Raw genomic sequence first — 26,607 nt, forward strand, 5'->3', positions numbered from 1 at the left:
ACGTACTAACGATTACAATTTGTCTATCGATCTAATATAGGATTTTGGAAAAAACTGATCAGAATTTCAAAAATTTTAGATTTATTAATAAATAGCGCAATTTCTGAGGAGAATTATAACTAAATGAAACTGTGTGTGGTGTAGCATAAAAACATAAATTAAGGGCATACTTTTTCTTGCCATTAACAAGACACAACTATTGACAATTACGTTTTCAAAAAAAGCCACGGTATAAAGTTATATGCATGTAACAGGGAAAATAGAGTCACAAATATGTGTAACCGTGTGTCATGCTTTTGAAAATAACAGTAGCACGGTCAAAAGAGTCGAAGATGCTCAGCGGATAAAAGAAGGCAGGTCGTCAATTTTTCGTGTTTAAGGAAGGCATTATGAGAATTTTTGGTAGCAGGCATAAAAAAAGGTGAATCTGAATCAGATTCACCTTTTGTGTGTGTAGAACTGCGTGTGTTATGGCAACAATGGAGCTAATTTGAGCCCTTCGTTGATGGCAATACCACACATAAGGTTTGCGTTGGCCAGCGCCTGACCGGAGGCACCACGACAGAGGTTGTCGATAGCACTTACGATGATAAGACGGTTGGTACGCTTATCTACTGCAAGACCAATATCACAGAACATGGTTCCACGAACGTGCTTGGTTTCCGGAAGTTTGCCCATTGGCAAAACTCGTACCCACGGGTGGGTGCGGTAGGCTTCTTCGTAAATTGCGTGCACGTCGTCCAATGTCATCTCTTCGGTCAGAGTGGTGTAGATAGTGGACAAAATGCCGCGGTTTATTGGCAGCAGATGAGTATTGAAGGAGACGGTAATATCGTCTTCTGCAATAACAGAAAGTTCCTGTTCGATTTCCGGCGTATGGCGGTGAGTGGTGAGTCCATAAGCTTTGAAGTTGTCTGAAACTTCGCAAAAGAGGGAGCCTACGCTAGCTTTGCGGCCTGCACCAGTGGTGCCGGATTTTGAATCAACAACGATGCCGCTTTTGAGGATAAATCCTTCTTTAAGCGCAGGATACAGTCCGAGAATTGCAGATGTCGGGTAGCAACCCGGGTTTGCAACAAGCTGTGCCTGAATAATTGCGTCGGAGTATAATTCCGGAAGACCGTATGCTGCCTGATCCAGCAGTCCACTCTGGGTGTGCTCGCAGGCATACCAGTGTTCGTATTCATCTTTGCTTCGCAGGCGGAAGTCTGCGGAGAGGTCTACAACTTTAAGACCTTTTTCCAGCAGAACAGCAGCGATTTCCATTGCTGTACGATGTGGTACTGCGAGGAAAACGAGATCACACGCCTCTGCAAGATCATCCGCGTCCGGTTCAGTAATCAACAGTTCACCATTTTCCATGCCTTGCATGAACGGGTAAATGTCGCGTAATTTTTTTCCGGCTTCAGCACGTGAAGTAACACGCACCAATTCGAAGTGATCATGAGTCTGCAAAAGGCGCATCAGTTCCATTCCGGTGTATCCGGTAACCCCTACTAAGCCTACTTTAGTCTGTGCCATTTGCGTTATACCCTGTTTTGGTTGTTACTTGGTCTTCAATACGTATTTCATACGTAGATCGTAGAGCAGTGTATCGAGCAACTGCTGTTCATCATTTTCGAGGCAGGACTTTGTTTTATCCTGCAACATGGACAGAATATCAATGGAATGCTTTGCTGCGAGCAGGTTTTCCATTATCTGACCGCTTTCAGGATCTGGTACTTCACCAAGTTGTACCAGAGCAGAAGAGCCGATTGAAAGAATAAACGTGGAAAAATTCACTTCCGGCATTTCGGAGTGTTGGGAATTCTGGTCAGCCATGGTGCGCTCCTTTACTATTTATCAGAGACGTTCAATGCACTGTGGTATGCGTGCAGACCTTTTTCAAGATATCCGGACTCAATTGTGCCGCCGCAAGCTTTGCAACCTTCTGCAAAAGCATGGAGACCAGCTGCAAGGTCTGCCCAGTCAACCCAGCCCATGTGGCCTATGCGTACAAGACGTCCTTTCATGTGAGCTTGGCCACCTGCTAAGATAACTCCAAAGTTCTCATTTGCATATGCTAGCACGGCAGTGGCATCTACGTTTTCCGGCACAAGCACACTTGTAAGACCCCAAGTGAAGTGGTCTTTAGCAAACAGTTCAAGTCCCATTGCTGTAAGGGCTGTGCGTGCCATCATGGTCAAAGCCCATTGCTTTTTGAAAATAACATCAAATCCTGTTTCTTCAAACATTGCAAGGCTTTCGTTGAGGCCAACTATGAGGCTTACTGGCGTTGTGAATAAGGTTTGATCTTGTAAAATTTTCTGTTTTTCAGCACGCAGATTGAAATAGAAACAGGAAGGAGTAACAGATTCTGCTTTCTTCCATGCTTTATCGCTGCATGCAATAAGTCCCAGTCCCGGAGGGAGCATAAGTCCTTTTTGTGAACCGGTAAGTAGGCAATCAATGTTCCAGTCATCCATGAAGCATGGAGAAATGGAAACAGCAGAAATTCCGTCCACAACGAGCAGTATATCGCGATCTTTTAGTACGTTCGCTATTTCCTGAACAGGATGCAGTACGCCGGTGGAAGTTTCAGAAAGTTGGATGAGCACACCCTTACAGTCCGGATGGAGATCCAGCATCTTTGCAACGGCTTCAGCAGTAGCGGCTTGTCCCCAATCGAAGACAAGTTTTTCCACAGCAACGTTACTGGCTTCACAAATTTCTGCCCAACGTTCGCCGAATTTTCCAGCTTCGATAACCAATACTTTTTCACCGGGAGAAAAAAGGTTGGTTACTGCCGCAGTCATAACGCCTGTGCCGGAACACGCCAGCGAAAGCACTGGTTGAGTGGTGCCGAAAAGTTTCTGTAACCGCTGTTGAACCTGTGCCATGATGGCTTTGAACTCAGGCTTGCGGTGATGGATCATGTCTTGCGCTAAAGCGAGACGGACACGTTCTGGAACCGGGGTTGGCCCCGGTGCTAACAATCTATTTTTGTTAAGCACGATCTTCTCCGCAAATGGTAATAAATGCTGAATTTGTTAAGAGTTCAAATGGATACGGCTCTTTTTTGACTATGCGTTTATTGTGCGAATGCCAATTAAGATGCCATGCCCTGCTTTCAAACTTACTATCATCCTGCCGACTTTACCTTGGCAACGCAAAAAATAAAAGCAGTGATATGATGCTATTTTTGAATTACTTACCAGTCCTCTAGAGAGAAATTCTTCTTAAAAAAAGAACTGTTGCGTTGATAATGCAAAGTTATGAAGGGCAGTAACTTGATATATAACTCACCGCAATCGAATGTCCATATGCTTTTTAGTATGGTGTATTAGCAAAAAGTATCGCATCGTAAGTTTTTTCTGAAATATAACTGATGGAACGAGTATGAAACAAAAGAGAATGTATATATTGGTGTTGGCTTTTGCTGTGCTTATGTTTGCGCTTGTTGGCTGTGAACCTGCACCTGAAAAGCCTGCTGACTCAACAGCGCAGAGATTACCTGCCAAGCCTACAGTCGTAGATACTGACAAAGCTCCAACGTCACCTGCGGTGTCTGAAATTTCAGTCACACCGGAAGCAGAGCAGAACGGTTTAAAGCCAGAAGTCGCTGATTTAACGTTTGCAAAAGAAACTAAGCCGCAATTTTCACAAAAAGATGTTCAAGCCTTGGTCGAGAAGCAAGTATATTTTCCGGAAAAAGTATCAATGCCAACAGACCGTACTCCTTACAAGTACGGGCAACGTGATCTTAATGATGATGGGGTAGCGGAGTTGTTTGTGTTGATTCAAGATCAGTATTTTTGTGGATCAGGTGGCTGCACCGCATATCTGTTCTCTGCTGATGGTAAGAAACTTTCGCGGTTTACTGTTTCCGAACCACCTGTGTTTGTATCCGAAAAACAAACAAAAGGATGGAAGGACCTCATCATAACAAGCAGGGGTGTGCAGCATGTTATGCAGCATGATGGAAAAAAATATCCGCTTAATCCATCTGTTCAACCCAAAATATCGCGGGATGAGTTTGTTGAAAAAGCACGTACGGCTGCAAAACAGCAGGAAATATATGTTCAGGACGGACATAATTTGCGTTTAAAAAGCACAGAGGAATTACCTCTTCTTTCGCCATATGAAGACATTATGTTTGTTTTTGATCACTATGGTGATCCGACAGTTGCCTATAGTATTGATGTTCGAATAGAAAATGGAAAAGCCGTGGTTTTGCCTGACACAACATTTGAGTAAGGGCTATTCAAGAAAGTACTCTTATCTCAAAACGCTAAGACCATCATTTTACCTGTCAAAAAAAGAAAACTGGCGGAACATACGTTCCGCCAGTTTTTTATTGATCAAATACTGAGTGACGAAGCTTAGCTTTTGAACACTCGTACTGTGTAGCTTTTGAGGTAGTGAGTTTCCGGCATTGCTGGATGTACAGGATGATCTGGACCCTGATGACCCTGAATGAGAGTCTGAATGCGGGTTTTAGACTTGGAAGCTGCGTGCAGAAGTACGCGGTTCAAGTCCTGCGCACTAAGATGCTGGGAGCAGGAGCAGCTGGTTACGATGCCGCCGTCTACAACGAGATCCATAGCGAGTTTGTTAACACGCTGGTATGCGGAAAGACCTTCTTTGAATGCCTTCTTGCGCTTAATGAACGCAGGAGGATCTACGCAGATTGTATCGAACTGTGCGCCGGAATCTTTGAGTTCCTGCAAAGTGTCTAATGCGTCGCCGTATACGGTATCTACTTTATCAGGAGAACCGTTGAGGCTGCGTTGTGTACTGCGGCATCAAGAGCAATTTTGGAAGCGTCGAGGAAGGTAACTTCTTTTGCGCCAGCTTTAACAGCGTTACAGCCGAAGCTGCCAGCGTAACAGAATGCATCCAGAACGCGTTTGCCTTTACAGAAAGAAGCGAAGTCACGGCGGTTGGTACGCTGATCGTAGAACCATCCGGTTTTCTGGCCTTCAATCATAGGCACTTCAAATTTTACACCGTTTTCTTCAATAGCGATTTTAGCAGGAACGGTGCCTACTGCCTGCTCAACATAACGGTCGAGACCTTCGAGCGGGCGGTTTGCAGAGTCGTTACGGTAAAGAATCGCTTTAGGGCGCAGAATATTGCAGAGAACAGATGTAATCTGGTCTTTCATTTTTTCCATACCAGCAGTGGTAAGCTGCACTACAAGCAGGTCGTCGTAGCGGTCGATTACCAGACCCGGGAGGAAGTCGCCTTCAGCGAAAACCATACGGTAGAATGGTCTGTCGAACATGGACTCACGCAGGGTAAGTGCCTGAGAGATGCGCTTATCGAGAAGTGCTTCAGTGAGTCCTTCGTGAGGACGTGTGCTGATCATTCGAGCGCAAATGAGTGAGTTCGGGTTCACGTATGCTGAGCCGATTGGACGCCCTTGAGCGTTGACAATAACGGCGCTTTCACCCGGTTCGAATTCTTTGATAGGGCTTTTTTGGGTATCTACTTCGTTGCTGAATATCCAGAGGTGGCCGAGGCGGATACGACGGTCTTCACCTTTCTTGAGAATTAATTGTTTCATCTGTTCTATTCGGTTTCCTGTAAACCGTACTGTTAGGTTTGGGTTCGCTTGCGCGCCCCAGTATTGTGTGAATGCCAGAAGCTATAAACTTCTGGCAGGCTTTGTACGGAGATAGCCTCTGGCAGGTCTTCGACGAGCCTCCGGCGGCCAGAGAACCCTTTTGAAAAAAAGGGCTTCTCTGGACTCTCCTAAAACTTTTATTATGAAGCAACTTGTCAGTTACTAAGTTGTTTTTAGGTACATAATGCTGCAATTTTGTTAGAAATAGTTGCAGTTTTTTCGAAATTAATGTGCTTCGTTCCAGCGATCGCCTATTCCGGCGTCCACTTTTAATGGCACTTCCATCAGGGTTTTACCATCAGGCGCGACATTCGACATGATTTCCTGAAGACGACGAGCCGCAGCTTCAGCATTCTGTGTTGGTACTTCAAGTACCAATTCATCGTGAATCTGAAGGATAAGCTGAGCATCAAGTTGCTTGAGCTGCTGGTCTTCCGCTGTTTTGATCATGGCGATCTTAATGATATCAGCGGCGCTGCCCTGAATAACAGTATTGATGGCCTGTCTGCGTGCCTGTGACTGCATCATGTTGTTGCCGGACGTAATCTCCGGCAGATACCGGCGTCGGCTTGCAAGTGTTGCCACGTATCCATGCAGCTTAGTGTCTTCTTCTACCTTGTCGTAAAATTCTTTCAAATGCTGTAATTTTTCAAAGTAGCGGGAGATGAACTCTTTTGCTTCTGTAAGAGTAATTTTGAGTTCGCCAGCTAATTTTTGTGGACCCATGCCATAGATGAGTCCGAAGTTGATCGTCTTCGCATCGCGTCGCTGATCTGCAGTGACGTCTTCTGCTGCTGCATCGAAGAGGAGCGCGGCAGTACTGCTGTGAATATCTTTGTCATGCTTAAATGCATCCAGCAGGGTTGGGTCTTGCGAGCAATGTGCAAGTACTCGTAGTTCAACCTGTGAGTAATCAGCAGATACGAGTTTTTTACCTTCTGCTGCGAGGAAACAACTGCGCATACGGGTACCAAATTCACCGCGTGCTGGAATGTTTTGCAAGTTCGGGTTGCTTGAAGACAAGCGACCGGTTGCTGTTGCAAGCTGGTTGAATGTAGTGTGGATGCGGTCATTTTCGTCTGCAAGCTTTGGCAGTGGCTCGAGATAGGTGGAACGTAGTTTTTCGAGTTTTCTGTATTCCAGAATCAGATCAATAATTTTGTGTTCGCCAGCCAATTTTTCAAGAACAGCCTGTGATGTGGAAGCCTGACCACCGCTTGTTTTTGTTTTGGAAGCAAGACCTAAATCTTCGAACAAAATTTTGCCGAGCTGTTGTGCAGAACGGATATTGAACGGCTTGCCAGCGATGTCGTAGATGGAACGGGTCAGATTGTCGAGGTCTGCCTGCACTTCTACAAGGAACTCTGCAAAGGCTGCGCGATCAATGCGAATGCCTGCTTCTTCCATGTCTGCAAGGACGCCCACAAGTGGAAGCTCAATGTCGAGCATGAGTTGGCGCAGGTGTCCACCGTCAAGACTGCGTTCGAGGTCTTCTGCAATTGCAAGAGCAAGAAGGCCGCCGTTTTTGCGTGAAATTTCAAGTTCATCAGCTTTGCGTGAAAGCTTTTTCCATGAATAGTCGCGATCTTCTGGATTCAGCAGGTATGCCATGAGTCCAAGATCGAGCAATTTGTTTGGATCAATAGAAGACCAACCGGCATGTTGACGGAAAAGTGCTTTTGCGTCCGGTGTGATGATCTGTTTTGCGGCGTCGCAAAATTCTGCAAGTTCGTCCATTTTACCAGCGTAGAGAAACTCTGTCTGGTCAATGGCAACAAGCACTGAATTGCTTTCTGTTTGGTCAGCGAGCAATACTGCCACACGTTTGTCTTTGCATGAAGTCAGCCCTGTTACATCATTAACAGACATTGCAGGGCGTGCATCAGGTTCATCGGGAAGAGTGCTTTCGCCGCCGCCAAAGAGACCGAGCTGATCGGTTGCGACTTTCTTCTTTTTAGGTGCAGGAGCTGGTTCATTTGCATGTGAAAGTGCATTTACTTCACGAACCAATGCACGGAGCTCGTAGCCATTGACGAAATCGAGGACAGTGTCACGAGCGATTGGCTTTAGTTTGAAATCTGCAAGTTTTTCATGGTCACATGTGCTCGTGTTGAGCGTTGTAAGTTTTCGGTATGTGAACATGTTTTCAAGATGATCAGCAAATTTCTTTTGCAGATTCGGCTTGAGTTCATCAAAACCGTCGCGGATTTCTTCCAGAGTTTTGAACTGAGTGAAAATTTTGTCGGCAGTTTTTGGGCCGATACCAGGTACGCCTGGAATGTTATCTGAAGAGTCACCTATGATTGCTTGATAATCCGCCCACTGAGCCGGAGTCAGGTTAGTCTCTTCTTCAAAGTCTTCAAGGCTGGTGAGTTTTTCCTGCTTGGTGCCTGGATCCCAGAGGTATACGTTGGTGTCGAGACACTGTTTTAAGTCTTTATCAGCACCAACAATAATAACAGGGTTATCTTTTTTGAGCCTGTTTGCCAGCGCAGCAATGCAGTCATCCGCCTCGCAACCATCAGAGACGATAAGGTGGATGCCGAGGTGTTGTACCATCTCTTTGATTGGTTCAAACTGTAAAATTAAATCTTCAGGAGTTGCAGAGCGGTTAGCTTTGTATTCACCATAAAGTTCATGGCGGAAGTTTTTACCACGTCCGTCAAGAATGAAGGTGATGTATTCCGGAGACTCATCCCGCAGCATTTTCATTAAAATACGTGAAACAATAAATAGGGCGTTCGTAGGGAAACCATCCGCACGTTTAAGGTGCTGCATGGCGTAAAATGCCCGAAAAATGAATGCGGAGCCGTCAATAAGGTAGACAGGCTTAGACGTAAGGCCAAGGCGTTCTTGTAAAGACATATATATAGATGGGGTGGTTTGGGTTGCTACAATAGCGGCATAGGTGCGTTGCCAGAAGTGTAATAAAAGGAGAATCGCTGCCGCTTCATCTGCAAAGTGCATTGTGCAAAAGTGGATGATACCTACTATGCCTTCTACCTGCAAACACTAATACTTTGATTTGTAGCGAAGTGTGCAAAAAAATTTAGTAGCTACTGCTCAGAATAATTAGGTGTTTTTATTTGCGATGCATAATAAGCGCTATATCTTTAGTGCCGTAAATAAAAAAAAATAAGAAACTATTTGACAGTCGGCATGGTTTTCCATAAATACGTTTTCGCACGTGAGGGAACTCACGAAGCACATATGAAGCGTCCCCATCGTCTAGCCTGGCCCAGGACACCTGCCTTTCACGCAGGCGACAGGGGTTCAAATCCCCTTGGGGACGCCAAGCAAATTCAAGCACTTACATGCACATGTAAGTGCTTTTTTTGTTATATTACCCTGCGAGGTGTAAGCCAAAGGTGTAAGTTTTTGAATTTTTATTTTTAGACTGCACTTGCATCACTCTTCTCTTTGTTATGCTGGCCATTGTTCTCGGCTTTTGATGTGATTGAACTGAGAATATTGACCGCTTCATTTGGTCTGTATTGTTTGCGTAAGTACTTATCTGTTTGATGAGTAGATTTATGTCGAAGCAGTTCTTTTACATCCATAAGACAAGCACCATTTGTATGGGCAAGTGTTCCTGCTAGTGCTCGAATTCCGTGGACACCAAAAGGTGTTACATTTGCTTTCACACAAAGCCTTTTAAGCCAGCGCATGTGAAGACCTGCTTCAAGCTGTATCTCAGAAAAAACATAAGAACGTTTGCTGCCTACTTGAAGTTTATATTCTTTTAGTTTGGCGGCTAGTTCAGTTGCCAGTGGGATTAGGTCACAGCTTTCGATGCGGTCTTTCCTTTTTCGGGTTCGCAAACCGATTTGCTCACCCATAAACTTCACATCAGCCCATGTAAGGCGACGCATTTCAACGCGCCTAGCGGCGGTCATGAGTAAAGTAAACAATACTAGATAGTGTTGTGGCTCATCGCTTTTTGCCGCCAGTTTCAAGACTTTGAGCATATCTTCAAGCGGCGGCATGTAATGAGGTTCTTCTTCTGTGGTAGCTCCCTTTGGTAGCCTGCAGAAAGGATTGGCCTCTGGCATCTCTATATAATCGATACCCCAGTACCAACCTGCCTTAAGATTTTTGATTTGCCTATCCAGGTTCTTGCCGGAGTACTGTTTCTTAAGGGCATTGAATACGTCGAGAATGTCCTTTTTGCGCACATTGGACACCGGCGTTGTGGGGGGAAGAATGCCTGTTTCAAAGAAACGGCGAAAGGCACGCTGTTTTTCCTTTGCTAGCTTGCAGTTCTCGTCTGTGAATGTATTAAATGCATGTTCCATATACAATTCAGCCCATTCACCAACCAATAAGTTTCTAAAGCTTTTTTGCGGTGTTTCTGCTTCCTGATCGGCAAGTTCTAACCTATTGCGCTCTTCGTTCTGCCACTGCTGTGTATCGCGCTTGCGGTCAAAGTTTTTCGTCTTTCTGTGCACCTTACCATTACGGTCTGTATAATACACTTGTCCTTTCCATTTTCCGTTTTTCATTTGGAACGCCATAATTTGATTCCTTATATGAAAAACTGCTTATTCCTACCTAAGATGTTAAAACAAATCGAAGTTTGAATGCAACTTTTTTCTATGAAGAGTCTTTTTAACTGCAGCTGGTTCTTCAGAACTATTATCTGAAGACTGTTTTTTCTGTACGTTGATATATTCATCAACCTGATCTTTTGGAAACCGTAGTGCTCTTTCCGCAATGTAAAATGCACCAAGTTTTTCTTTCATATCCTGTCGCCTAACAAGGCTTTCGGAACAGTTTAATATTGCAGCTACTTCTTTTGTCGTTAAGTTTTTAGGTTTATTCATAAGCAGAATCTCATCCGGTACCGTTTTTTTTAGACAAGAAGCGGCTTGAACTTGTTTTTTAAGATCTCCTTCGAGAAATAGTTTCAGGTACTAACCTTTGCACACTGCGTTTTGATACCTAACCGATAAGTATGGATTACATTTTCTTTCGGAATGCAAGGGGGTTGTGACAAAAAAGATTGATTTCTTGGTAACAGTCTGAAAAATATTGAAATAAAATTTTAAAAGCATCTGACTCAGTGTGTTAGAAATGATAAATTCCGGTATGTAAGCTTGAGAATGGGGTGCAATTTTATCCATGAATGGTGCCGAGGTATGTTGCGGTGACTTCGCCACGGTTGTGCCCTAATTCGTGGGCAAGAATGTTGATTGCTTGGTCATGTGTGGTGCGCCAGTCTTCACCGTGTGCTTGATATGCCGCTTGCCGGTAATCCGCAGGAGATGGGTAAAGGCAGGGGGCGGCCAGTTTCGTTAGTTCCTTGTAGCGACTTTGTGCATACGCGTGCCGAAGGCCATGTAGTGAAGCCCCGCAAACTTTAAGACATAACCCCATTCGGCTTATGACTTTGTAGACGTATTTTTCCCATGAAGCTTCCGATATCGAATCAGGCCAGCTATTGCCATTTTTCCCGATGAACGGGGTCAACGCTTTAACTGCACCGATCTGTTCTTTGGATGGCTCGTGCAGGATACGGTCTCGGCCCCCTTTTGTGCCTGCAGATATATAGATGCGGCCATCAGGAAGAAGTGCGGTCCTTGGATTTATTTTTCGCGCTTCTTCAGGGCGCAAGCCCAATGCGCGCATTACGTTGATTTGGTGTCCAATTCTTTGGAACTTTTCTGCCCCAGAAAGCAATTGATCTGCGACAGCACGGCAGACGACTTCAGGCACTGCTTTTGTTTGTTGTGGAATGTAGTTACGATTTCCAACCCCAAATTCACTGTTCTTTTTATGTATTCTATCGTTTCCATAGACCCGGCAAACTTGGCGCACACTTGATAGGTAAGATTTGATGGTTGAAACTGCTAATCCTTGTTGTTGCCAGTCTTCCACTACAACGGCCACGTGTCGATTCGAGATGTTTTTCCAATGCTGTACTCGGTATCCTAATTGATGGAGCCGCTTAGAGAATCGCATCGACTGCCCACGATTGTTATATTTCGTTTTCCCTGATCCGGTTAGATGTGCTGTTTTGGCTCCATATAATAATCTGTTTTTACTCATTTAAAATTCCTTTTTATTTTTTCATACTGCATAAAAGGAACGAATGTTAGGCCGGTAATCTATTTTTTTAGTAAAAATGCAAAAAGACCATGCAATAGCATTGCATGGTCTTTTTTTATTGTTCTGACATTGGATTCAAAAATTGATAATAAGCTGCCCGTAGCTATCCTGTTGGATCAAAAATATTACGTTAATAAAATAGGATGTAAAAAAGTTCCCTATATATGTCACCACATCATATTAACTACTATTGCGTGCTGTGTGGCAGCAACTCTACACAGCTATTAATGTTCAATCCGATAGCCACAGCGGTGTATGCACCGTGTATATTAGTGGCCAAAAAACGCAATTTTATATGAACGTCCGTATTCCATTTACGAACGGGCAAGTGGGAATGAGTTCGGCTGGTGAACAGCCGTAAGTCGAGTGGTATATTCACCACCATAAATGAAAATGTAGTATTCATCAGCGTTCAGCTGGTAGATCGTTATCTGTCTGTTTCATTTTGAAACAGACAGATAAAAAATGTGCCTCTCGAAGAAGGTGCCTCCTGAATTTAGAAAAGATTTTTTGCAGGCAACAACTGTTACTCTACATGGATACCTGAAATCAGCCGCAAAAAAGCACGTGTAAACAGGAACCGTTATTGCTGCTTCTATACAACATCGATAACGCAATTGTAAGGTCTGCAGAAAATATCTGCATTTCAGTGCAGGCATTAGAAATTTAGTCCCAGCAGAAATGAACGCGTAAAAAGCGAACATTTCTGTTGGGATTTCCTTTATGAGAATAGGTGAATGAATTTTATGTTGACTGAAGACTGCAATGTCGAGCTACAACAGTAAAAATTTGTAGTGATAATATGACATAACCACCTTAAGGAAAAGAAATTGACAGAATCTCATCTGTTACTTGGATTTTTTACTGTGAGAAAAATATGAATTATGCTGTTGTAGAACTGTTGCAGTATGTTCCTGATTACATGAAATTAGTTCAGGAGAATGAAATAGAAATTGTTTATCAGTTAGTAGGACATGGAATGGTTTCACCACATAGGTTCTTATCTGATGACTTTATATCGCCGTTAGCACTTGCATGTGAAAAAGGTCATCTGCAAATGGCAAAGCTTCTTTGGATGTTTGGGGCATCCATAAGACCAGAAATCAAAACACAAATTCCGCCTTTACAGGCAGCAATACGTGGTAGGCAGGTGGAAGTTATCCGTTGGCTGTTGGAGCAGGGAACAGATGCACCTTGTCGGTGTAGTGGATACTACAGGCGTTGACGTCGCGCTTGGAAGTATACAAGTGATCGGGTATAGTTAAAGTTTTTCTTGATAGAAAAGTATTTCTAATTGTTAGAAGGTACCCTCGGTTAGTTGGAAAAAAGTACCTAGGTGACGAGACGGATTGTTGTTATGCAAAATATACAAGATCTTTTTTTGTCGTTTAAATTAGATAGCCGAGCTACTAAAATTTTGAAAAAACTTTGCTAAGGCTGTCTAAAATATGGGGCTTAGTCTTCAGCAATAATTTTTAGCTTAAGTTCTTTTTTGTTTCTTGTAATTAGCGGGAGAGATATTTTTCTTGTTTCCCCTTCCCTGATGCGGAAAACAACGCGTAATTTATCTTTATGCATTCCAAAAATGATAGATTGAATAATGCCGGATTCGAAGCGTGTGTAGTTAATAACCTCCGGCCCATACTTCCAATTCCCCATAATATCTATAGCGGTCGTAGGCGGTGAGGTTACTTTGAATTGTCGAATTTCTTTTGGGGAACCTGTAATTGTTAAATCAGCCTCAAAGCTTGATTCTGTGAATGAGTAGTTCGTTCGCAGTACGATGCCCTTAGATAATTTAAGTGGCTTAGAAGACGTCTCAGGGGGAACTAAAAGTGGAGTAGGTTGTACTGGTTGTTGTATCTCGTTGATGACTAGTTTTTCTGCCTTTATTACATCCTGTCGTATGTCTTCTGAGAGTGTTGCCTCTGTCGTTGCAAAGTTACGATTAAGGTACTGTAAAAAATCATCAAAATTTCCCCAAACAGTGGCAACAAATAAACAGCCAATGGCTGTAAACCATATAAAAAAGCAAAACCAGTAAGCTCTACGTAGACTTGGCCTTAACATTCCCAAACTCCTGCCATACTATTTTCCCCAATCTTCTGAAGCTGCCAATGGGATATCCACTGGCTTTTCTTCAAAAAGCTTAACAATTGGTTCGGCACCATTAAATTCATACGGTACATTAATGTATTTAACGTTAGAGAGTGTCAAAAACTCTTTGGCTTCAGGAAAGTCCGTGGAGTCAAAGGTATACGTGCCTTGTCGGAACTCTTTAAGGAAGTTTTGGAATCCATGGAGCCCAGAATAAGTCTTTTTAAGCGTTTTTTTGGCAAAAAGAATTTGCAAGTCAGTAGTACCGCATTCGGCAGGTTTCCATGTGAACTTTTGTTCTGTTGGGTAGTTGTAGTTTTTTAATGTTTGCTGCTTATCTCCACACAGAAGAGTTAGAATCGCACCGTAGGGTTCAACCTTAGCATCGTCGTTTACATCAAGAGGCAGCGGTTTTATTTTGACAAAGTACTTGTCCTGCTGCATTTGGGCTTCCACATTTTCATGTTGGAGAAAATCTAGGAAATCCATATCAAACGGGAACATCCATCCATGCCAGCTTTTCGCTTCCCACATGCTTCCCGCACGTTCAAGAAATGGAGCTGCCGTTTTTTGGGTAAACTTTCTGACAAGACCCTTGTTGCCAAAGAGTGCTTGCTGCTTTTTTTCTTCCGGCATGTATTCAACTTTGTTGTATACTTGCTGTTCCCAAAGACGTTGTAGATGAGCACTTGCGTCAAATGTGAAAAATCGTACGTTAAAATCAAACGGGCCATTAATAATTTCCCATAATATTTCATTTCCGCCTTTGTTGAATAGGCGATGACGCATTTTGCTTATGGCGCTTGAAGCTTTATGGAAAGGCGAATTAACTGGATCGCTGCCAAAGTAGCTGGACGTTGCTTTGAATATTTCAGGACGAGTTTGTGCAAGGGGAATCATGTCACCGATAGCAGCTACATAGTCTCCAAAATCTTTTTCAGCAGCCTGCACATCCAATCCGGAAGTTGTTAGGTGGGTTACGAGCTTAGATAGTTTCTTTTCAGTCCCTCCTAGCAATGATGTAACTGCTTTTTTGTTACCAGATTGTTTGTGTTGCCACAAAGCTATGACTGCTTCCATTCTATAAACTTCGCCGACCCATTTAGGAATACCTTTTTGATCTACAAAGGGGCGAAGCTCTTTAGCTAGACGCTGTATCAGGCTTATATAAGGCCCTTTCCCCACAGACATGAGCGCCATGGTTTCTAGGTAGTCTTGCCTGTTGCGAAGTCCATCTTCGCCGCGGTGGAAAGCATACATAAATTCACGCCAAGCATTTGCGTATTCTAATGTATACCATTCTTCAAAGTTTTTACGTCTGCTTCGGAATGTTGAACTGTTAGCAACGGAGCTCTCGATGTTATCGAGGAATGCGGTAATGGCTTTTTTGCCTTCTTGGGTAAAGGCAGCAGGAACCATCACTTCTTCCCGCAGAGAGCCTGGAGCAATATCCCAGAAGGAACTAAGATGAACTGGAGGCAGGTAAGGTTGTTCGTTTGCCCATTCTGCTAACCAGTGCATGTTTACATCTTTCAAATTCATTAAACGGGCAAGCCACGTATGGCTAAGTTCTAGTTGTTCTTCCACAAGGCGAGGGGATTCTGCCCATGTTAAGTACACTGAAAGAAGTTTAGAAACGACGATAGCAGCATCTGGCTCTATGCCTTGTTGTTGGAAAATTGAGGCCAATTCATTTTGTGTGTTTACAGTAAGAATTGAAGTATGTTTGGCCCCCGTCATGCGCTTGTTATAAAGAGAAATCTGTTTTGTGATCAGGTTGATTTGTGCTGCAACTTCAGATTCGGGGGTGTCGGCTGTAAGCGAGAAAATTTGTTTTTCTTGTATTTTACGGAGTGGTGAAAGTACGTACAGTTCAAAATCTCTACAGAAATTAGCCTTGTAGCTTGCTTCGGCTTCTTTACTTTGTGTTAATCCAAGACGTGGAAGCCACCAGTCGTTGTTGATGCTACTTACATCTGTAATATTCAGATATATTTTCCCCAATTCCTTGGAGTCTTCCGCAATATTATTTGTAAATTGGGGTTTGGAAATTAATTCCTGCTCAAAAGTCTCAAGCGCGCGCATGTTGTTCAAATAAACGAGGCTTAAATTCACGCATAGAGCAAACGTGATGAGAAACCAAGATATAAGTCCCAAATGTTGCGTGATGGTACGCCAGCGCAAAAATTCAATAATAGGGGTAAAAAGAGAACGGTCATTTGGTAATATTTTACCGAAAAAGTCGTACAGGAAAATACCATTGTCTGTATTAGGGAGAACAGTAGTAACTTGAGGGACAGAGGTGGCACTGCGTAATATGCGTGAAACAGCTTGGCCTGCCTGTCGTCCACTTGAAAAGAATATGCCGCGAAGAAGAGGTGTTTCCTGATATGGATTGTCGAAGAAGGTAGCCTCTGCAAACACTTTTAATGAATTGCGAAGTGTCTCCAACTCGTCAGGGAAAGCCAAAAATGCAGGATCATAATCCTGCTGTGTTTCAAGCAGTTGTAAGCGAAGCATTTTTAGACGACTACCCACCTTATCAAAGGTGGTGTCCACCATGGTGGTCGAATTATCGCGCCCTGTTGTGTTCATGCATCCCATGGCTTGCCGTAGATCTTTCTCGGGGAGTAAGTCTACCAACTCATTGAATCCAAATACCAAATCAAGTTTTGTTACCAGAATATACACGGGGAAGCGCACTCCGAGAGTACGCATCAATTCGTTCACACGTCCTCTTAGGCTACGTCCATAATTGGCAAGGTCATCTTCACTATCATTGAGAAGTTTTTCGGCAGGAAGAGTTAGAACAAGTCCATTAAGTGGTTCTTGTTTCCGATATTTTGAAAGTAAGACGAGAAATTCATGCCATTCTTCGTTGTCCGAGCTTTCATCTAGTGGGATGGCATAACGACCTGCGGTATCTAAGAATATTGCTTCTTCAAAGAACCACCAATCGCAGTTGCGGGTAGCTGAAACGCCTTTTACCGGACCTACATCGGTGAGAATGTTTTTAAGGCGTGCGTGGAGTACTGCAGTTGATTTGCCTGAATCGCTTTCGCCAAGCACCATGTACCATGGTAATACATACAGGGGATTACCGAATTTGCGCAGGCGGGAATTTTTGAGTGTTTCAATGGCTTCAATCCATCTATCCTGCAATTCTTTCATTCTCTGACGTTTATGCAGCGGCGCTTCTTTTATTTGGGCGTCATCCTGCTCAATAATACGCTGAACGAATTGGCGTTCTCTGGTGCGTAGGAAGTATCTATGAATAAAGAAAGCGGCCATTACTAAGCCGACAATTCCACCTACAATTGCCGCAGCAGCCCACCATGGCCAACCTTGGTGCTGTGTTATCCACATGGCACCTGCTGTAAGGCCACTAAGTAAGGCAATAACAAAAAGAAGTTTGAGTACAGTGTATATAAATTTGGCCATGTGTACCTACAGTTACTGGGCTGCGGGAAATCTATGGAAGTTCCAGCATGTTGTTGAGGATGCCCCAGTATGTGAAAAAAATTATTGCTGTAATCAAACCAGGTAGAGCAATTAATGACCAGAAAGAGAGATCAAAGACTCTACTGTGCTTTGTTGTTTCAATTTTGCTGCCATTGCTATAAGCGGATGCAAAAAGTTGTTGTTCATGATTGTTCTCAGCTAAGCCTTCTTCTTTTCGCATGATTGAAAGGCATTGAGCTTTAAGCTTAGACAAGCTGTCGTCAGCCCCCTCCATAAAGAATTTTCCGGAAAATCCTAGTTCGAGGCATAGAGTGAAAACGGCTAGAACAGCTGGTAAGTCACGTCCACTTTTCTTGGGCGTCGGAGGTGTGTCGTACAACTCCAGTAGCTCAGGAAAGGGTGAAGTGTTTTTATCAGTTTCTTGGTGTTGTTCTTCGAGCAGTTTACTCAACCGTACAAAAAACTCTTCTCCTGCTGTTGAACAGCCGAAGTACGTTCGTTGCAGTGGCTGGTGCAGCCATTGTTCTCGCCAGCTTAATTGAGAGCACAGTATGGTTTCGTCAACCCATGCATAGACGGCAAAGCGTGCATCATCATAGTCCTCATTGCAGGCAGTAGTTGTTCCACGCTCTGCTTCAATGATGGTTGTGAGACGTCGAATGTCCTGACTGAATGGTTCAAATTGCAACAGATCTCCACCCTTGCCATTAACGACATGGGAGACGAGAGCAATGATCTCAAGGAAACTATCCACAAGAGCCATAGGTTACCCCTTTAGTACTCCAAGCTGAATAGATAGGTCTTCTGGTGCTTGATCCCAATATAATGAAATACTTGCACCACTTTCTACGCTTTGCCAGAGCGGATGTTCTGGGTCGAGTTTGAAGTATGAGGTCGCTTTGGCTTTTGGCAGCCCCCTTGGCGGGCCATCATGCGAAATTACAGGAATACCCTGCACCGCCCTTGCCAAAATGGTGGTCATTCCACGAGTGGAGCTGACTTTTACTACAGACTGAAACGCGTCATTGACTTCTTGAGCTGGCATCGCAGTGGTAACAATTAGCCAGTAACTATGACTTTCGTTAAATGCCCGAGGAGAGATTTCAGCAGTGTAGTAGCGTTCAGCTTTTGTGAAGCGAATAAGAAATTCAGGGCCTACGGCAATACCGGAAAGCAGTCTGGCGAGCACGTCATGTGCAGCTTTAAAACACGGATACGGGGTTGTGTGTTCAAATTCAGGAAGAAGGCTGACGCCGTCTATTGTTTCGCCTAAAGCGGAAAGTTCTGCGGAAAAGCAGGAGAGCTCTCCTATGAAGGTACGAAGACGCATGTATACTTCCCACGGATGCATCGCGCAGGAATTAGAAAGCATTTGAATTTCCGGAGCAAAGCGGCTGACAGTGCGTAGCGCAAGAAAGAACACCATGTATGCACCGTCGCCACCATCGGTGATGTTGCTTGTAGCTTTAAATTGTTCCAATTTGTTGCAAGCTGCAAGCACACGGTCACGTATGTCTTTCACAATTCTCATTAAACTAGGAGATGCATCGTGTGTAAGGCATGGTGCTGCGTATTCAGGGTTAAGAAGAATTTCGCTGCCATCACGTACAAGCTGAGCAATGGGAAGAAGCGTGTAGTCAGAAGCTTCTGCAAGCTCATTTTCCCAGAAAATTTTGCAATCAAGATGAAGACGTTTTATTTCGCCCGGCTGGCCGTTACTATGCATATCATGCATATTTTCCGGTGAGAGCGAACTTATGTACCGAGTGCGGACGCCGTTATCGTTTTGAACATCATCCACCTCTGTTACGTTGGCGCTTGAACCATTCCAGCGGCGTATGCCGAGGTAAACTTGAAAAGGCTTGTCGCGTTCAGTCCAAACGTCCTTGAAGGAACGTGCTCGAGTAACGGTGTTACCCGGAAGTTCCGCTAGGGTTCCATCTTGAAAAATGCATACAGCCTTGGTTAGTTCAAAAACATTTTCGTACAAGGCGTCTTCGCGTATTTCTTGTGAGACTACGCCCCAGTGGTGCTGGTGGGTAACTGCAAAATGACGATGAAGTGTGTATTCATTGTGTCGATCAGAAAGTTGAAAATGTTGCGGCTGTAAAAAAAGTCCTTGGTACCAGTATACGGGTTTTTCAGAACGCACTTATTTTCCCCCCACCGTTTGCATAGAGTTTGGGCTGAGTAAAATACCGGTCTTAAATTTTGCCGGTGAATATTTGCTTTTTTTCCACCACAACATGCCAGATTTATTTACGCTAATGGGGAATTCATAAATTCGGGTAACCAAGCCGGGAACGATGTCGTAATATCCTGCAACCACGCCAAGATATTTTGTTCCTTCGTCGCGATCCAGCACAATTTTTTGGTTGCCATCGGGTTGGATGAAGATGCGTTTAGTTGAAGTAACGTCTGAGCCAAAATTTTTGCAGGTAAGTAATTTTTCAATACCAACTACGGAATTAGAATACTCTGTAAAACCTTTACGAGCTGAGAGTTGGTACAGGCATATCATCAGTGTGTGCGGCTGACCGTTGTATTCATTTAATTTACCCTTAGTGAAAACATCGAGGGTGATAGCATCTTTTTGAAATCCCCAATGTATTGCTGCCGGCGTGTCGGCAGGGGAGGGGAGGACAGAGGAAAGCGTAGGTGGTTCAACCACCAAAGGCTGTGGAGATTTGACAACCACAGCATCTTCTGGACGGACTCCACCGCATCCGGTTAGCCCGAGAAGGGCAACAATAAGCATCGAGCCGATGCAAGTTGATGCAAGTTTCTTATTGTTCCACATTTGTGCTCACTCCTCCGATCATTATATTTTGGAAACCTAACATTGTTATGTGAAAAAATACAGCAGGATATGCTTGTATGTTATTTTTAGTATAGAGTTCAGTTCGAGAGTTGCTGATTAGAAAAAGGTAACAGTAGATGCTTATAAATAGGGTTTTGTACGGTACTTTTTAGATGTGTTTTTAGATGAGTGGAGAAACTTGGTAGGAATAGAATTAACTAACTGCGTAGATTCTATTCCTCGTATTTTATAAGAGGGGCACTATGAGTTTGAACAAGGTGAGTTGTGGATAACTTGGTTACCTATAAAAAGTAACACCGCCCCAGATGCAGGGCGGTGTGTGAAATATACGTTGGACGGATTGATGCTAAGAAAGAGTAATTGAAAAGAGGTCAGCTTCTTCCCCTTCCGGCAGTTGACCGAAAAGAATTGATGAAGGGGTTCCTGTAAACCGTAAATAGTAGGATTCCTGTGCGCTGATCTGATTTTTTACAGCCCACCCTGTGTATTTTTTCCCGCTGTGCTGCAATGTAATGCCCTTCATTGGAAAGTTTACAACACTTTTTGCAGGAACAATTTCAGCAGGGCCTACTCCATGGTCAGTAATTTCTCCTGAATCCACCGCGAAGATCATACCGTTCCACTGTTGCGTTGTCGGTCCAACTTCAATCCATTGACCAAGCTTAGGCATGGGGTGCATGGCTAGTCGATAATCCGCAACGACCGGTGTTGCTGGTATGTTTACAATCGCAACGGCTTTTACGGCGATATTATCAGTTGGTTTAAGCAGCGTTACTCCTTGCAAAGGAGTTGGAAGCGTTGCTGCATCTAGTAGACCATCTGTGCATTGGAGTATTATTGGAAATTCATGGCCTTTTGCGGCCTGTATAGTTAGTGCCAACGATGACAGCCCGTACCTGATTGCACTATCTGAAAAACTGGATTCAGTCCCTTGTATGAGCCATGCATCAAATGGGTTCTTTTCAAGCTCATGTAAGGGGGCTGACCATTCCATTTCCTCGTTATTGGCTGACCAGAAATGTCCGCCTACGTTGAGGCCGTATTTATGGAGTGTTTCAAAAAGGGTACGACCTTTTGCCTCATCCTTCTCCAGTAATGAAACCCAAACTGTTTTGTTCATGATTATTCCTTCTCAAACTGCATGGTGAAAGCGCCGTCAGCGTCGACATCAAGTGATACAGACGCAGGCATGCCGTCGGCTGCCATGTGTGAGAGTATCTCTTCAGCCATACGCGGAAGCACACTGCCGTTGAGGATCTGTTCAATATTGCGCGCACCGGTTTCCACTTCAGTGCATCGGCTAACTATTTGATCTATAGTGGCATCACTGTAGCTGAGTTCTATTTTATTTGAGGTGCGAAGTGTCTTTGCGAGTTTGTTTAGTTTGAGCGTAACAATCTGTTTCATACTTTCGGGATTAAGCGAACGGTATGGGAGTACTGTCATGCGGGCAAGCAGGGCTGGTTTAAAGTGATCGGAAAGAATAGGGCGCACAGCTTGCATTAGCGTGTCAGCTGGAATAGGAGCGCCGTTCTGCGTCATCTCCTGTAACACGTCTGAAGCAAGGTTTGATGTAAGCATGATGATGGTGTTGCGGAAGTTGATTTCTTTTCCCTCGCCATCAGTGAGTATGCCTTTGTCAAACACTTGGTAGAATGTGTTCATTACATCAAGGTGTGCTTTTTCAACTTCATCCAGAAGGACAACGGAGTAAGGGCGCTGGCGAACTGCTTCTGTAAGCATTCCACCTTCACCGTAGCCTACATATCCGGGAGGTGATCCAATGAGTCTGCTAACAGTATGCTTCTCTTGAAATTCACTCATGTTGATAGTCACAACATTACGTTCATCGCCAAATAAAAGGTCAGCAACTGTGAGAGCCGTTTCCGTTTTACCAACCCCCGAGGGGCCAGCCAACAAAAATACTCCGAGAGGTTGATCGGGATTTTTGATTCCAGCTTTGGCAGCTTTTATGACCTGAGCAATCCCGTGAAGTGCATCATTTTGCCCCATAATGCGGTCTTTGAGCTTGGTTTCGAGATCCTTCATTAATGCTGCTTGATCTCGTGCTACTTTACCTACGGGAATGCCGGTCCAATCTGCTACAACCTTTGCAACGACATCAGGATTAACCTCCAGCTGAACTAGAGGCTCATCGGAGCGTGCTTCTTCGAGTTTTTTTATGGCGGCGTTTAATTCATTTTGGAGAACTTCAAGATCGGTATTTGCTTCCTTAGCTTCCTTAATACGGGTGCGCACGTTGAGAACTGCATGTGCAGCCTCTTTTTCTTTTTTCCAACGTGCAAGCAAGGCTTCGGCTTCGTCTGTTTTGTGGGTGATGCTGTCATTGATTTCTGTTAATCGTTTGTCATCAATAGTCACCCCATTGTCGCAGTCTCTTGTTAAAGCATGCTTTTCACGTTCAAGAGCTTGAATTGATCGTTCTAAATCTTCCAGTGTTGCAGGCTTTGCAGAAAGGTTAACTTTTACGCGTGCGCAACTGGTATCAAGCAAATCGATGGCTTTGTCTGGTAAAAAACGTCCTGTAATGTAGCGGTCTGAAAATTGAGCTGCTAACTGTATTGCATCATCTTGAATGATTACATCGTGAGATTTTTCATAGTTGTCACGCAGCCCACGGAGAATAAGGGCAGAGGTTTCAACGGATGGTTCTTCTAATGTGACGGGCTGAAAACGCCGAGCTAGCGCTGGGTCTTTTTCAAAATATTTTTTGTATTCATTCCAAGTGGTCGCGGCGCAGGTGCGCAACTCTCCGCGAGCAAGTGCAGGCTTTAAAAGGTTTGCCGCATCGGAGCCACCAGCTTGACCGCCAGCTCCTACCAATGTGTGAGCCTCATCGATGAATAAAATGATGTGTTTTGTGCTCGCTTTTATTTCGTCCACCACACCTTTAAGGCGGCTCTCAAATTCTCCCTTCATTCCTGCGCCAGCTTCAAGTAATCCCATGTCGAGGCTAAGCAGTGTGACATCTTGTAGCACTTCGGGAACATCGCCTTCGGCAATGCGCAGTGCTAGCCCTTCAACTACAGCAGTTTTGCCCACACCAGGCTCACCCACAAGAATCGGGTTGTTTTTCCTACGGCGAGCCAGAATATCTACCATCTGGCGCATTTCAGCGTCGCGTCCAAAAACAGGGTCGATGCCCCCTTCTCGTGCTTTTGCCGTAAAGTCCTGACAGAAGCGTTCAAGACAGCTTTCTTCGCCGGAGCGAGGGGATGTCTGAGCTGTATTTGAGGTTGTCGTCATTGAGGTTTCGGAGGACTCAGCAACTATTTGGTAAAATTCTTCGCGAAGTGAACGTACGTTTATTGTTTCCAATTGGCTTGTGTACAAGCCGGAGGCAAAGAAACTTGGTTTAGAAAGAAATGCTAATAGGATATGGCCGGAGCGAATGCGTGATTCCCCGAAGTCCACAGAAGCGATGAGCCATGCTGTTTCGAGTAAATCTATAAGCAAAGGAGAGAATACTGGTCTGCCCCCGTTGCCTGTTTTTAATTCTTCGAGAATGTCGTTTAGAGCAAGCAGGACTGGGCTCGGGTCTATTTCAAATTTGCGTAAAATAAACGGCAGATCGCTGTTGGTATCTTCAAGGCACTTAGTAAACACATGTTCCAGCGTTACTTCGTAATGAGTGCGGGAAACACAGTAGCCAGCTGCTCCATGAAGAGTTTGAGTGCAAAAGGTATTTAGTTTTCCCAACAGGGCTTTCATATCGACTTGAATCATGCTGTACCGTGCCTTGCTAAAAGATAAATATGTTCGATTCGTATGTTCTATTCGTTATAAGCCATGGTGACATGGGCTGTGCTTGGCATACTGTCTTCTGAATATATCCATGTGTCGCAGCCGAGTTGGCACCATTGGCCAAGTCCGAAGCGGGCTGGTTGCACTTCTTCTGCCTTAACTGTGAGTTCCACATCAAGTTCCAGTGGAGTCATAAGGTAAAGCCGAACAAGTCGTTCAACTTCTTGTTTCGGGAAGGCTTGTGGAAGGAGCTTATGAAAAGTGTCTGCCGTCATTGGACCAAAGAGAATGCGTGCTTTACCGGAACGATCAGGGATATGGGAGCCTAGAATAGCATTTTCTCCCAGTACATCGCCTTGCATGTGTAAACGACAACGTTGGTCTTCAGGGATAGGCACCATACGTAGAACACATTCATCTACATCGACTTTATCTACTTCGAACATATCTGAAAGAAGGGCGCACAGACCAAAGGACGAGCGAGGATATTGGGTGAAAAGACCAATGTAGCGCAGCAGTTTCCAGCTATCTCGTATACCTTCCCGAAGTTGTGGATCTGCGAGTCCCAGCAGGCAGTAAAGTCGTTCTATTGTTTCAGCATCATTTTTTTCAATGGTCTGAAACATGAGGCGGTATTTTCCCCATGCTTTGTAGTACTGAACAAAAAAAGTATGGTTAAATATGTCCAGATAGTCCCGTACTGCGTTGTGTCCTTCTGATACGTCATCAAGCAGCTCTTCTGTATAGAATGTAGGGAGTGGTGAAGATGTGCCGTACAGCCCAAGAAATGTAGCTTCAAGATTATAGCGAACTTGATCATTGTCATCGCGTACTTCTTCAAGCTCAGTAATGTCTGTTGCAGGAAAGCCCAGTGTAAGTTCTGGACGTATGCGGACTTTGTTCCAGAAGAATTTTTCGTTTACACGAGATTCTTCTTCGCCGGTCATAAGGCGTAAGAGACGGATCGCCTGTACAAAGGAGAATCTTGAAGGAGACTCGAGAAGTTCCTTGGCTAAACCAGAGGGCGGTTGCCCAGTCTTGCTGGCCATGTGTATTTCTCCTTATAGAGGCTATCTATAACGGTCAGACGGGTAAAACAGTTCACAGCAGCGTATCCCGCAATAAAACGGTCCAATACGCAGCCGAACAGGTACATGTCACCATTGTCAGCAAAGCCTTCTCTATCGAGTACAATTTCAATCATCTGCCCGCGCACAAGGTGCCCTTTGACGAGTCTGTCTCCGGAAGTAACGGTTACCGATTGGATGGACTCAACACGTTTAGTGTTGGCGACAACCTTGTTTTGATCTTTTGTGTCGGTAAAAATATAAATTTTGATAAGCGAGCGCAGCTTGTCCGCATCGGCTATGGAAAGGAAATTTGTGTATAAATGTGACAGCAAGCGCCAGAGTACGTTCTTTTCGAGAGGAGGCTGTACTGGTGCGGTTGGCTGAGAAATATTTTCGAATGTACTTAGTTCAGGTGAGGTATCTGTGCCCATGCAGATATCACCAGCTTGTAGTGCTGAGGCAAGGCTTGCATTTGTGCAATGAATATCGAGAGAAATAACTTCTTTTTTAGGTAGTCCTTCGTTTATTGGGTAGGCAACAGAAAGGCTTTGAACCGTTTCGTCTCCAATCGCAGAGCGGGTGCTGTTTACGGTATATACCGGTGTAGCATCCGTTTGTGGATTGAACATTTCAAAACGTTGGTATTCTCTGGTTTGGGCTGTGCCTTGTTCGACCCCGCGCACCCGATCTACTGAGTACACTTGGTAATGTGTCGGGTTCCCACCAAAAGGAGTGATTTTATACTCGGGTCTTTTATGATCGAGCATGATGGGGGTTGCTGAATGCTTAAAAATATTGATGGCAGGGGTAGCAAATAAACGAAAATCTTTGAGAGTACACTGTGGTGGTTCAAAATTTTTAGTATCGATGGTCAATGCAATTTCAAAATTTCGTCCCTGCTTGTTTTTCCAACTACCAAGATCGCATAGGTCGAAAAAAAGGAATTTCCGTGACTGAATAAAGTATTCTTGCAGGTATCTGTACCCTGGAAAGGAGCGTGTGGGATAAGGAAGCAACGCTTCATCTTGATCGAAGCCTACAGTTCCCAGAGAAGAAGGACGAAGATATTTAGGTTCTTCACCATCGGCTTGCAGGCTTATTTGGGTAACCTTGTGGAAGAGCATGTAGTAGCGTGAAAGCGCTTCTTCGTAAGAACCTGCCAAGTGAAAACGGAGATGGTCGGGGTTCCAGTTTTCAAGCATGGCTCCTGTAAGTTCTAACTTTATGCGTAGAGTAGCTGTTCCTTCTCGCTGATGTTCTAGCTGTACATCGCTAATGCGAAGAGGATGAAGCTCTACATCGTAGCAGGTTGTAAATATGCAGTTTGTGCCTTCTATTTCTCTGGATGCGAGTTCGGTGCCTCTTGCGACTTTGCTTGTCTCCAAAAGTGATTTCTTTGGGGTAAATTGAATTACTGTCGTGGAGGGAATAGGACGAAGATAGTGCGGAAAAATAAGCTGTGTGAGGCTATGAACTATTTGCGGAAAATCATCATCTAATTTTTCGTTTACCAGACCGGAAAGAAAGGCTGTGCCTTCCAGCATTCGTTCTACATCAGGATCGGTAGATTGGGCAGCTAGCATGGGCGCCAGTGCTGGATGCGCTTTAGAGAATTCTGCGGCAAGGTCTCTTAAATGAGATAGTTCTCTTTGGAAATATTTGTTTATCATACTTGT

20 protein-coding genes and 1 tRNA gene are annotated in these 26,607 nt (G+C 44.3%); 3 read left to right on the forward strand and 18 right to left on the reverse strand.

The window, feature by feature from the left end; translation table 11 throughout:
* Positions 1-468: 468 nt before the first annotated feature.
* Genes argC through MKHDV_RS01995 form a run of 3 tightly spaced genes read right to left on the reverse strand, consistent with a single transcriptional unit; the run spans position 469 to position 2,993 of the window.
* Positions 469-1,521 (reverse strand): N-acetyl-gamma-glutamyl-phosphate reductase, encoded by a 1,053-nt coding sequence (argC, locus tag MKHDV_RS01985; protein ID WP_160711747.1) that lies wholly within the window; start codon positions 1,519-1,521, stop codon positions 469-471.
* Between the two features lie 24 nt (positions 1,522-1,545).
* On the reverse strand, positions 1,546-1,821 hold the full coding sequence (locus tag MKHDV_RS01990; protein WP_160711749.1) for a DUF1844 domain-containing protein: 276 nt from the start codon (positions 1,819-1,821) through the stop codon (positions 1,546-1,548).
* 14 nt (positions 1,822-1,835) lie between these two features.
* Positions 1,836-2,993, reverse strand: coding sequence for an alanine--glyoxylate aminotransferase family protein (locus MKHDV_RS01995; protein WP_160711751.1), 1,158 nt, complete (start codon positions 2,991-2,993; stop codon positions 1,836-1,838).
* A 385-nt stretch (positions 2,994-3,378) separates the two neighbouring features.
* Between MKHDV_RS01995 and MKHDV_RS02000 the strand changes: the two genes are divergently transcribed.
* Positions 3,379-4,236: a hypothetical protein gene (locus MKHDV_RS02000; RefSeq protein WP_160711753.1), complete on the forward strand. Its 858-nt coding sequence runs from the start codon at positions 3,379-3,381 to the stop codon at positions 4,234-4,236.
* A 125-nt stretch (positions 4,237-4,361) separates the two neighbouring features.
* Here the strand turns inward: MKHDV_RS02000 and MKHDV_RS19135 are convergent, their stop codons facing one another.
* From MKHDV_RS19135 to polA, 3 genes are all read right to left on the reverse strand, one after another.
* Positions 4,362-4,709 carry a hypothetical protein gene (locus MKHDV_RS19135; RefSeq protein ID WP_371415997.1) on the reverse strand — a complete coding sequence of 116 codons (348 nt, stop codon included), beginning with the start codon at positions 4,707-4,709 and terminating at the stop codon, positions 4,362-4,364.
* 29 nt (positions 4,710-4,738) lie between these two features.
* A complete protein-coding gene (locus MKHDV_RS02005; protein ID WP_371415998.1) occupies positions 4,739-5,548 on the reverse strand; it encodes a class I SAM-dependent rRNA methyltransferase in 810 nt (269 codons plus the stop codon).
* Positions 5,549-5,833: 285 nt separating this feature from the next.
* The gene (gene polA / locus MKHDV_RS02010; protein WP_160712007.1) at positions 5,834-8,473 is read right to left on the reverse strand and encodes a DNA polymerase I; all 2,640 of its coding nucleotides are present in this window, start codon (positions 8,471-8,473) and stop codon (positions 5,834-5,836) included.
* Between the two features lie 352 nt (positions 8,474-8,825).
* On the opposite strand from polA, the gene MKHDV_RS02015 reads away from it, so the two are divergent.
* Positions 8,826-8,903 (forward strand) — tRNA-Glu (locus MKHDV_RS02015).
* Positions 8,904-9,000: 97 nt separating this feature from the next.
* On the opposite strand, the gene MKHDV_RS02020 is transcribed toward MKHDV_RS02015, so the two are convergent.
* The 3 genes from MKHDV_RS02020 to MKHDV_RS02030 form a co-directional block, all read right to left on the reverse strand.
* Positions 9,001-10,122: a site-specific integrase gene (locus tag MKHDV_RS02020; protein WP_160711755.1), complete on the reverse strand. Its 1,122-nt coding sequence runs from the start codon at positions 10,120-10,122 to the stop codon at positions 9,001-9,003.
* 45 nt (positions 10,123-10,167) lie between these two features.
* Positions 10,168-10,431 (reverse strand): AlpA family transcriptional regulator, encoded by a 264-nt coding sequence (locus MKHDV_RS02025; protein WP_160711757.1) that lies wholly within the window; start codon positions 10,429-10,431, stop codon positions 10,168-10,170.
* A gap of 292 nt (positions 10,432-10,723) precedes the next feature.
* A complete protein-coding gene (locus MKHDV_RS02030) occupies positions 10,724-11,656 on the reverse strand; it encodes a phage integrase N-terminal domain-containing protein (protein ID WP_160711759.1) in 933 nt (310 codons plus the stop codon).
* 937 nt (positions 11,657-12,593) lie between these two features.
* Here MKHDV_RS02030 and MKHDV_RS02040 point away from each other — a divergent pair.
* The gene (locus MKHDV_RS02040; RefSeq protein ID WP_160711763.1) at positions 12,594-12,941 is read left to right on the forward strand and encodes an ankyrin repeat domain-containing protein; all 348 of its coding nucleotides are present in this window, start codon (positions 12,594-12,596) and stop codon (positions 12,939-12,941) included.
* Positions 12,942-13,171: 230 nt separating this feature from the next.
* Here MKHDV_RS02040 and MKHDV_RS02045 read toward each other — a convergent pair whose 3' ends face one another.
* The 9 genes from MKHDV_RS02045 to tssF form a co-directional block, all read right to left on the reverse strand.
* Positions 13,172-13,786 (reverse strand): AMIN domain-containing protein, encoded by a 615-nt coding sequence (locus tag MKHDV_RS02045; protein WP_160711765.1) that lies wholly within the window; start codon positions 13,784-13,786, stop codon positions 13,172-13,174.
* An 18-nt stretch (positions 13,787-13,804) separates the two neighbouring features.
* Positions 13,805-17,254, reverse strand: coding sequence for a type VI secretion protein IcmF/TssM N-terminal domain-containing protein (locus tag MKHDV_RS02050; protein WP_160711767.1), 3,450 nt, complete (start codon positions 17,252-17,254; stop codon positions 13,805-13,807).
* Positions 17,255-17,285: 31 nt separating this feature from the next.
* Positions 17,286-18,038: a DotU family type IV/VI secretion system protein gene (locus MKHDV_RS02055; RefSeq protein WP_160711769.1), complete on the reverse strand. Its 753-nt coding sequence runs from the start codon at positions 18,036-18,038 to the stop codon at positions 17,286-17,288.
* Positions 18,039-18,041: 3 nt separating this feature from the next.
* Complete coding sequence (tssK, locus tag MKHDV_RS02060) at positions 18,042-19,427, reverse strand: type VI secretion system baseplate subunit TssK (RefSeq protein WP_160711771.1); 1,386 nt, start codon at positions 19,425-19,427, stop codon at positions 18,042-18,044.
* Positions 19,428-20,075 (reverse strand): type VI secretion system lipoprotein TssJ, encoded by a 648-nt coding sequence (gene tssJ, locus MKHDV_RS02065; protein ID WP_160711773.1) that lies wholly within the window; start codon positions 20,073-20,075, stop codon positions 19,428-19,430. It lies immediately after the preceding gene.
* Between the two features lie 367 nt (positions 20,076-20,442).
* Positions 20,443-21,216 carry a hypothetical protein gene (locus MKHDV_RS02070; protein ID WP_160711775.1) on the reverse strand — a complete coding sequence of 258 codons (774 nt, stop codon included), beginning with the start codon at positions 21,214-21,216 and terminating at the stop codon, positions 20,443-20,445.
* Positions 21,217-21,218: 2 nt separating this feature from the next.
* Entirely contained in the window at positions 21,219-23,843 is a 2,625-nt protein-coding gene (tssH, locus tag MKHDV_RS02075) for a type VI secretion system ATPase TssH (RefSeq protein WP_160711777.1), read from the reverse strand.
* Positions 23,844-23,890: 47 nt separating this feature from the next.
* A complete protein-coding gene (tssG, locus tag MKHDV_RS02080; RefSeq protein ID WP_160711779.1) occupies positions 23,891-24,910 on the reverse strand; it encodes a type VI secretion system baseplate subunit TssG in 1,020 nt (339 codons plus the stop codon).
* On the reverse strand, positions 24,874-26,601 hold the full coding sequence (tssF, locus tag MKHDV_RS02085) for a type VI secretion system baseplate subunit TssF (RefSeq protein ID WP_160711781.1): 1,728 nt from the start codon (positions 26,599-26,601) through the stop codon (positions 24,874-24,876). The genes tssG and tssF overlap by 37 nt, the downstream gene beginning before the upstream one ends.
* Positions 26,602-26,607 lie beyond the last annotated feature (6 nt).

The sequence above is a fragment of the Halodesulfovibrio sp. MK-HDV genome, assembly GCF_009914765.1.
Taxonomy (GTDB): Bacteria; Desulfobacterota; Desulfovibrionia; order Desulfovibrionales; family Desulfovibrionaceae; genus Halodesulfovibrio.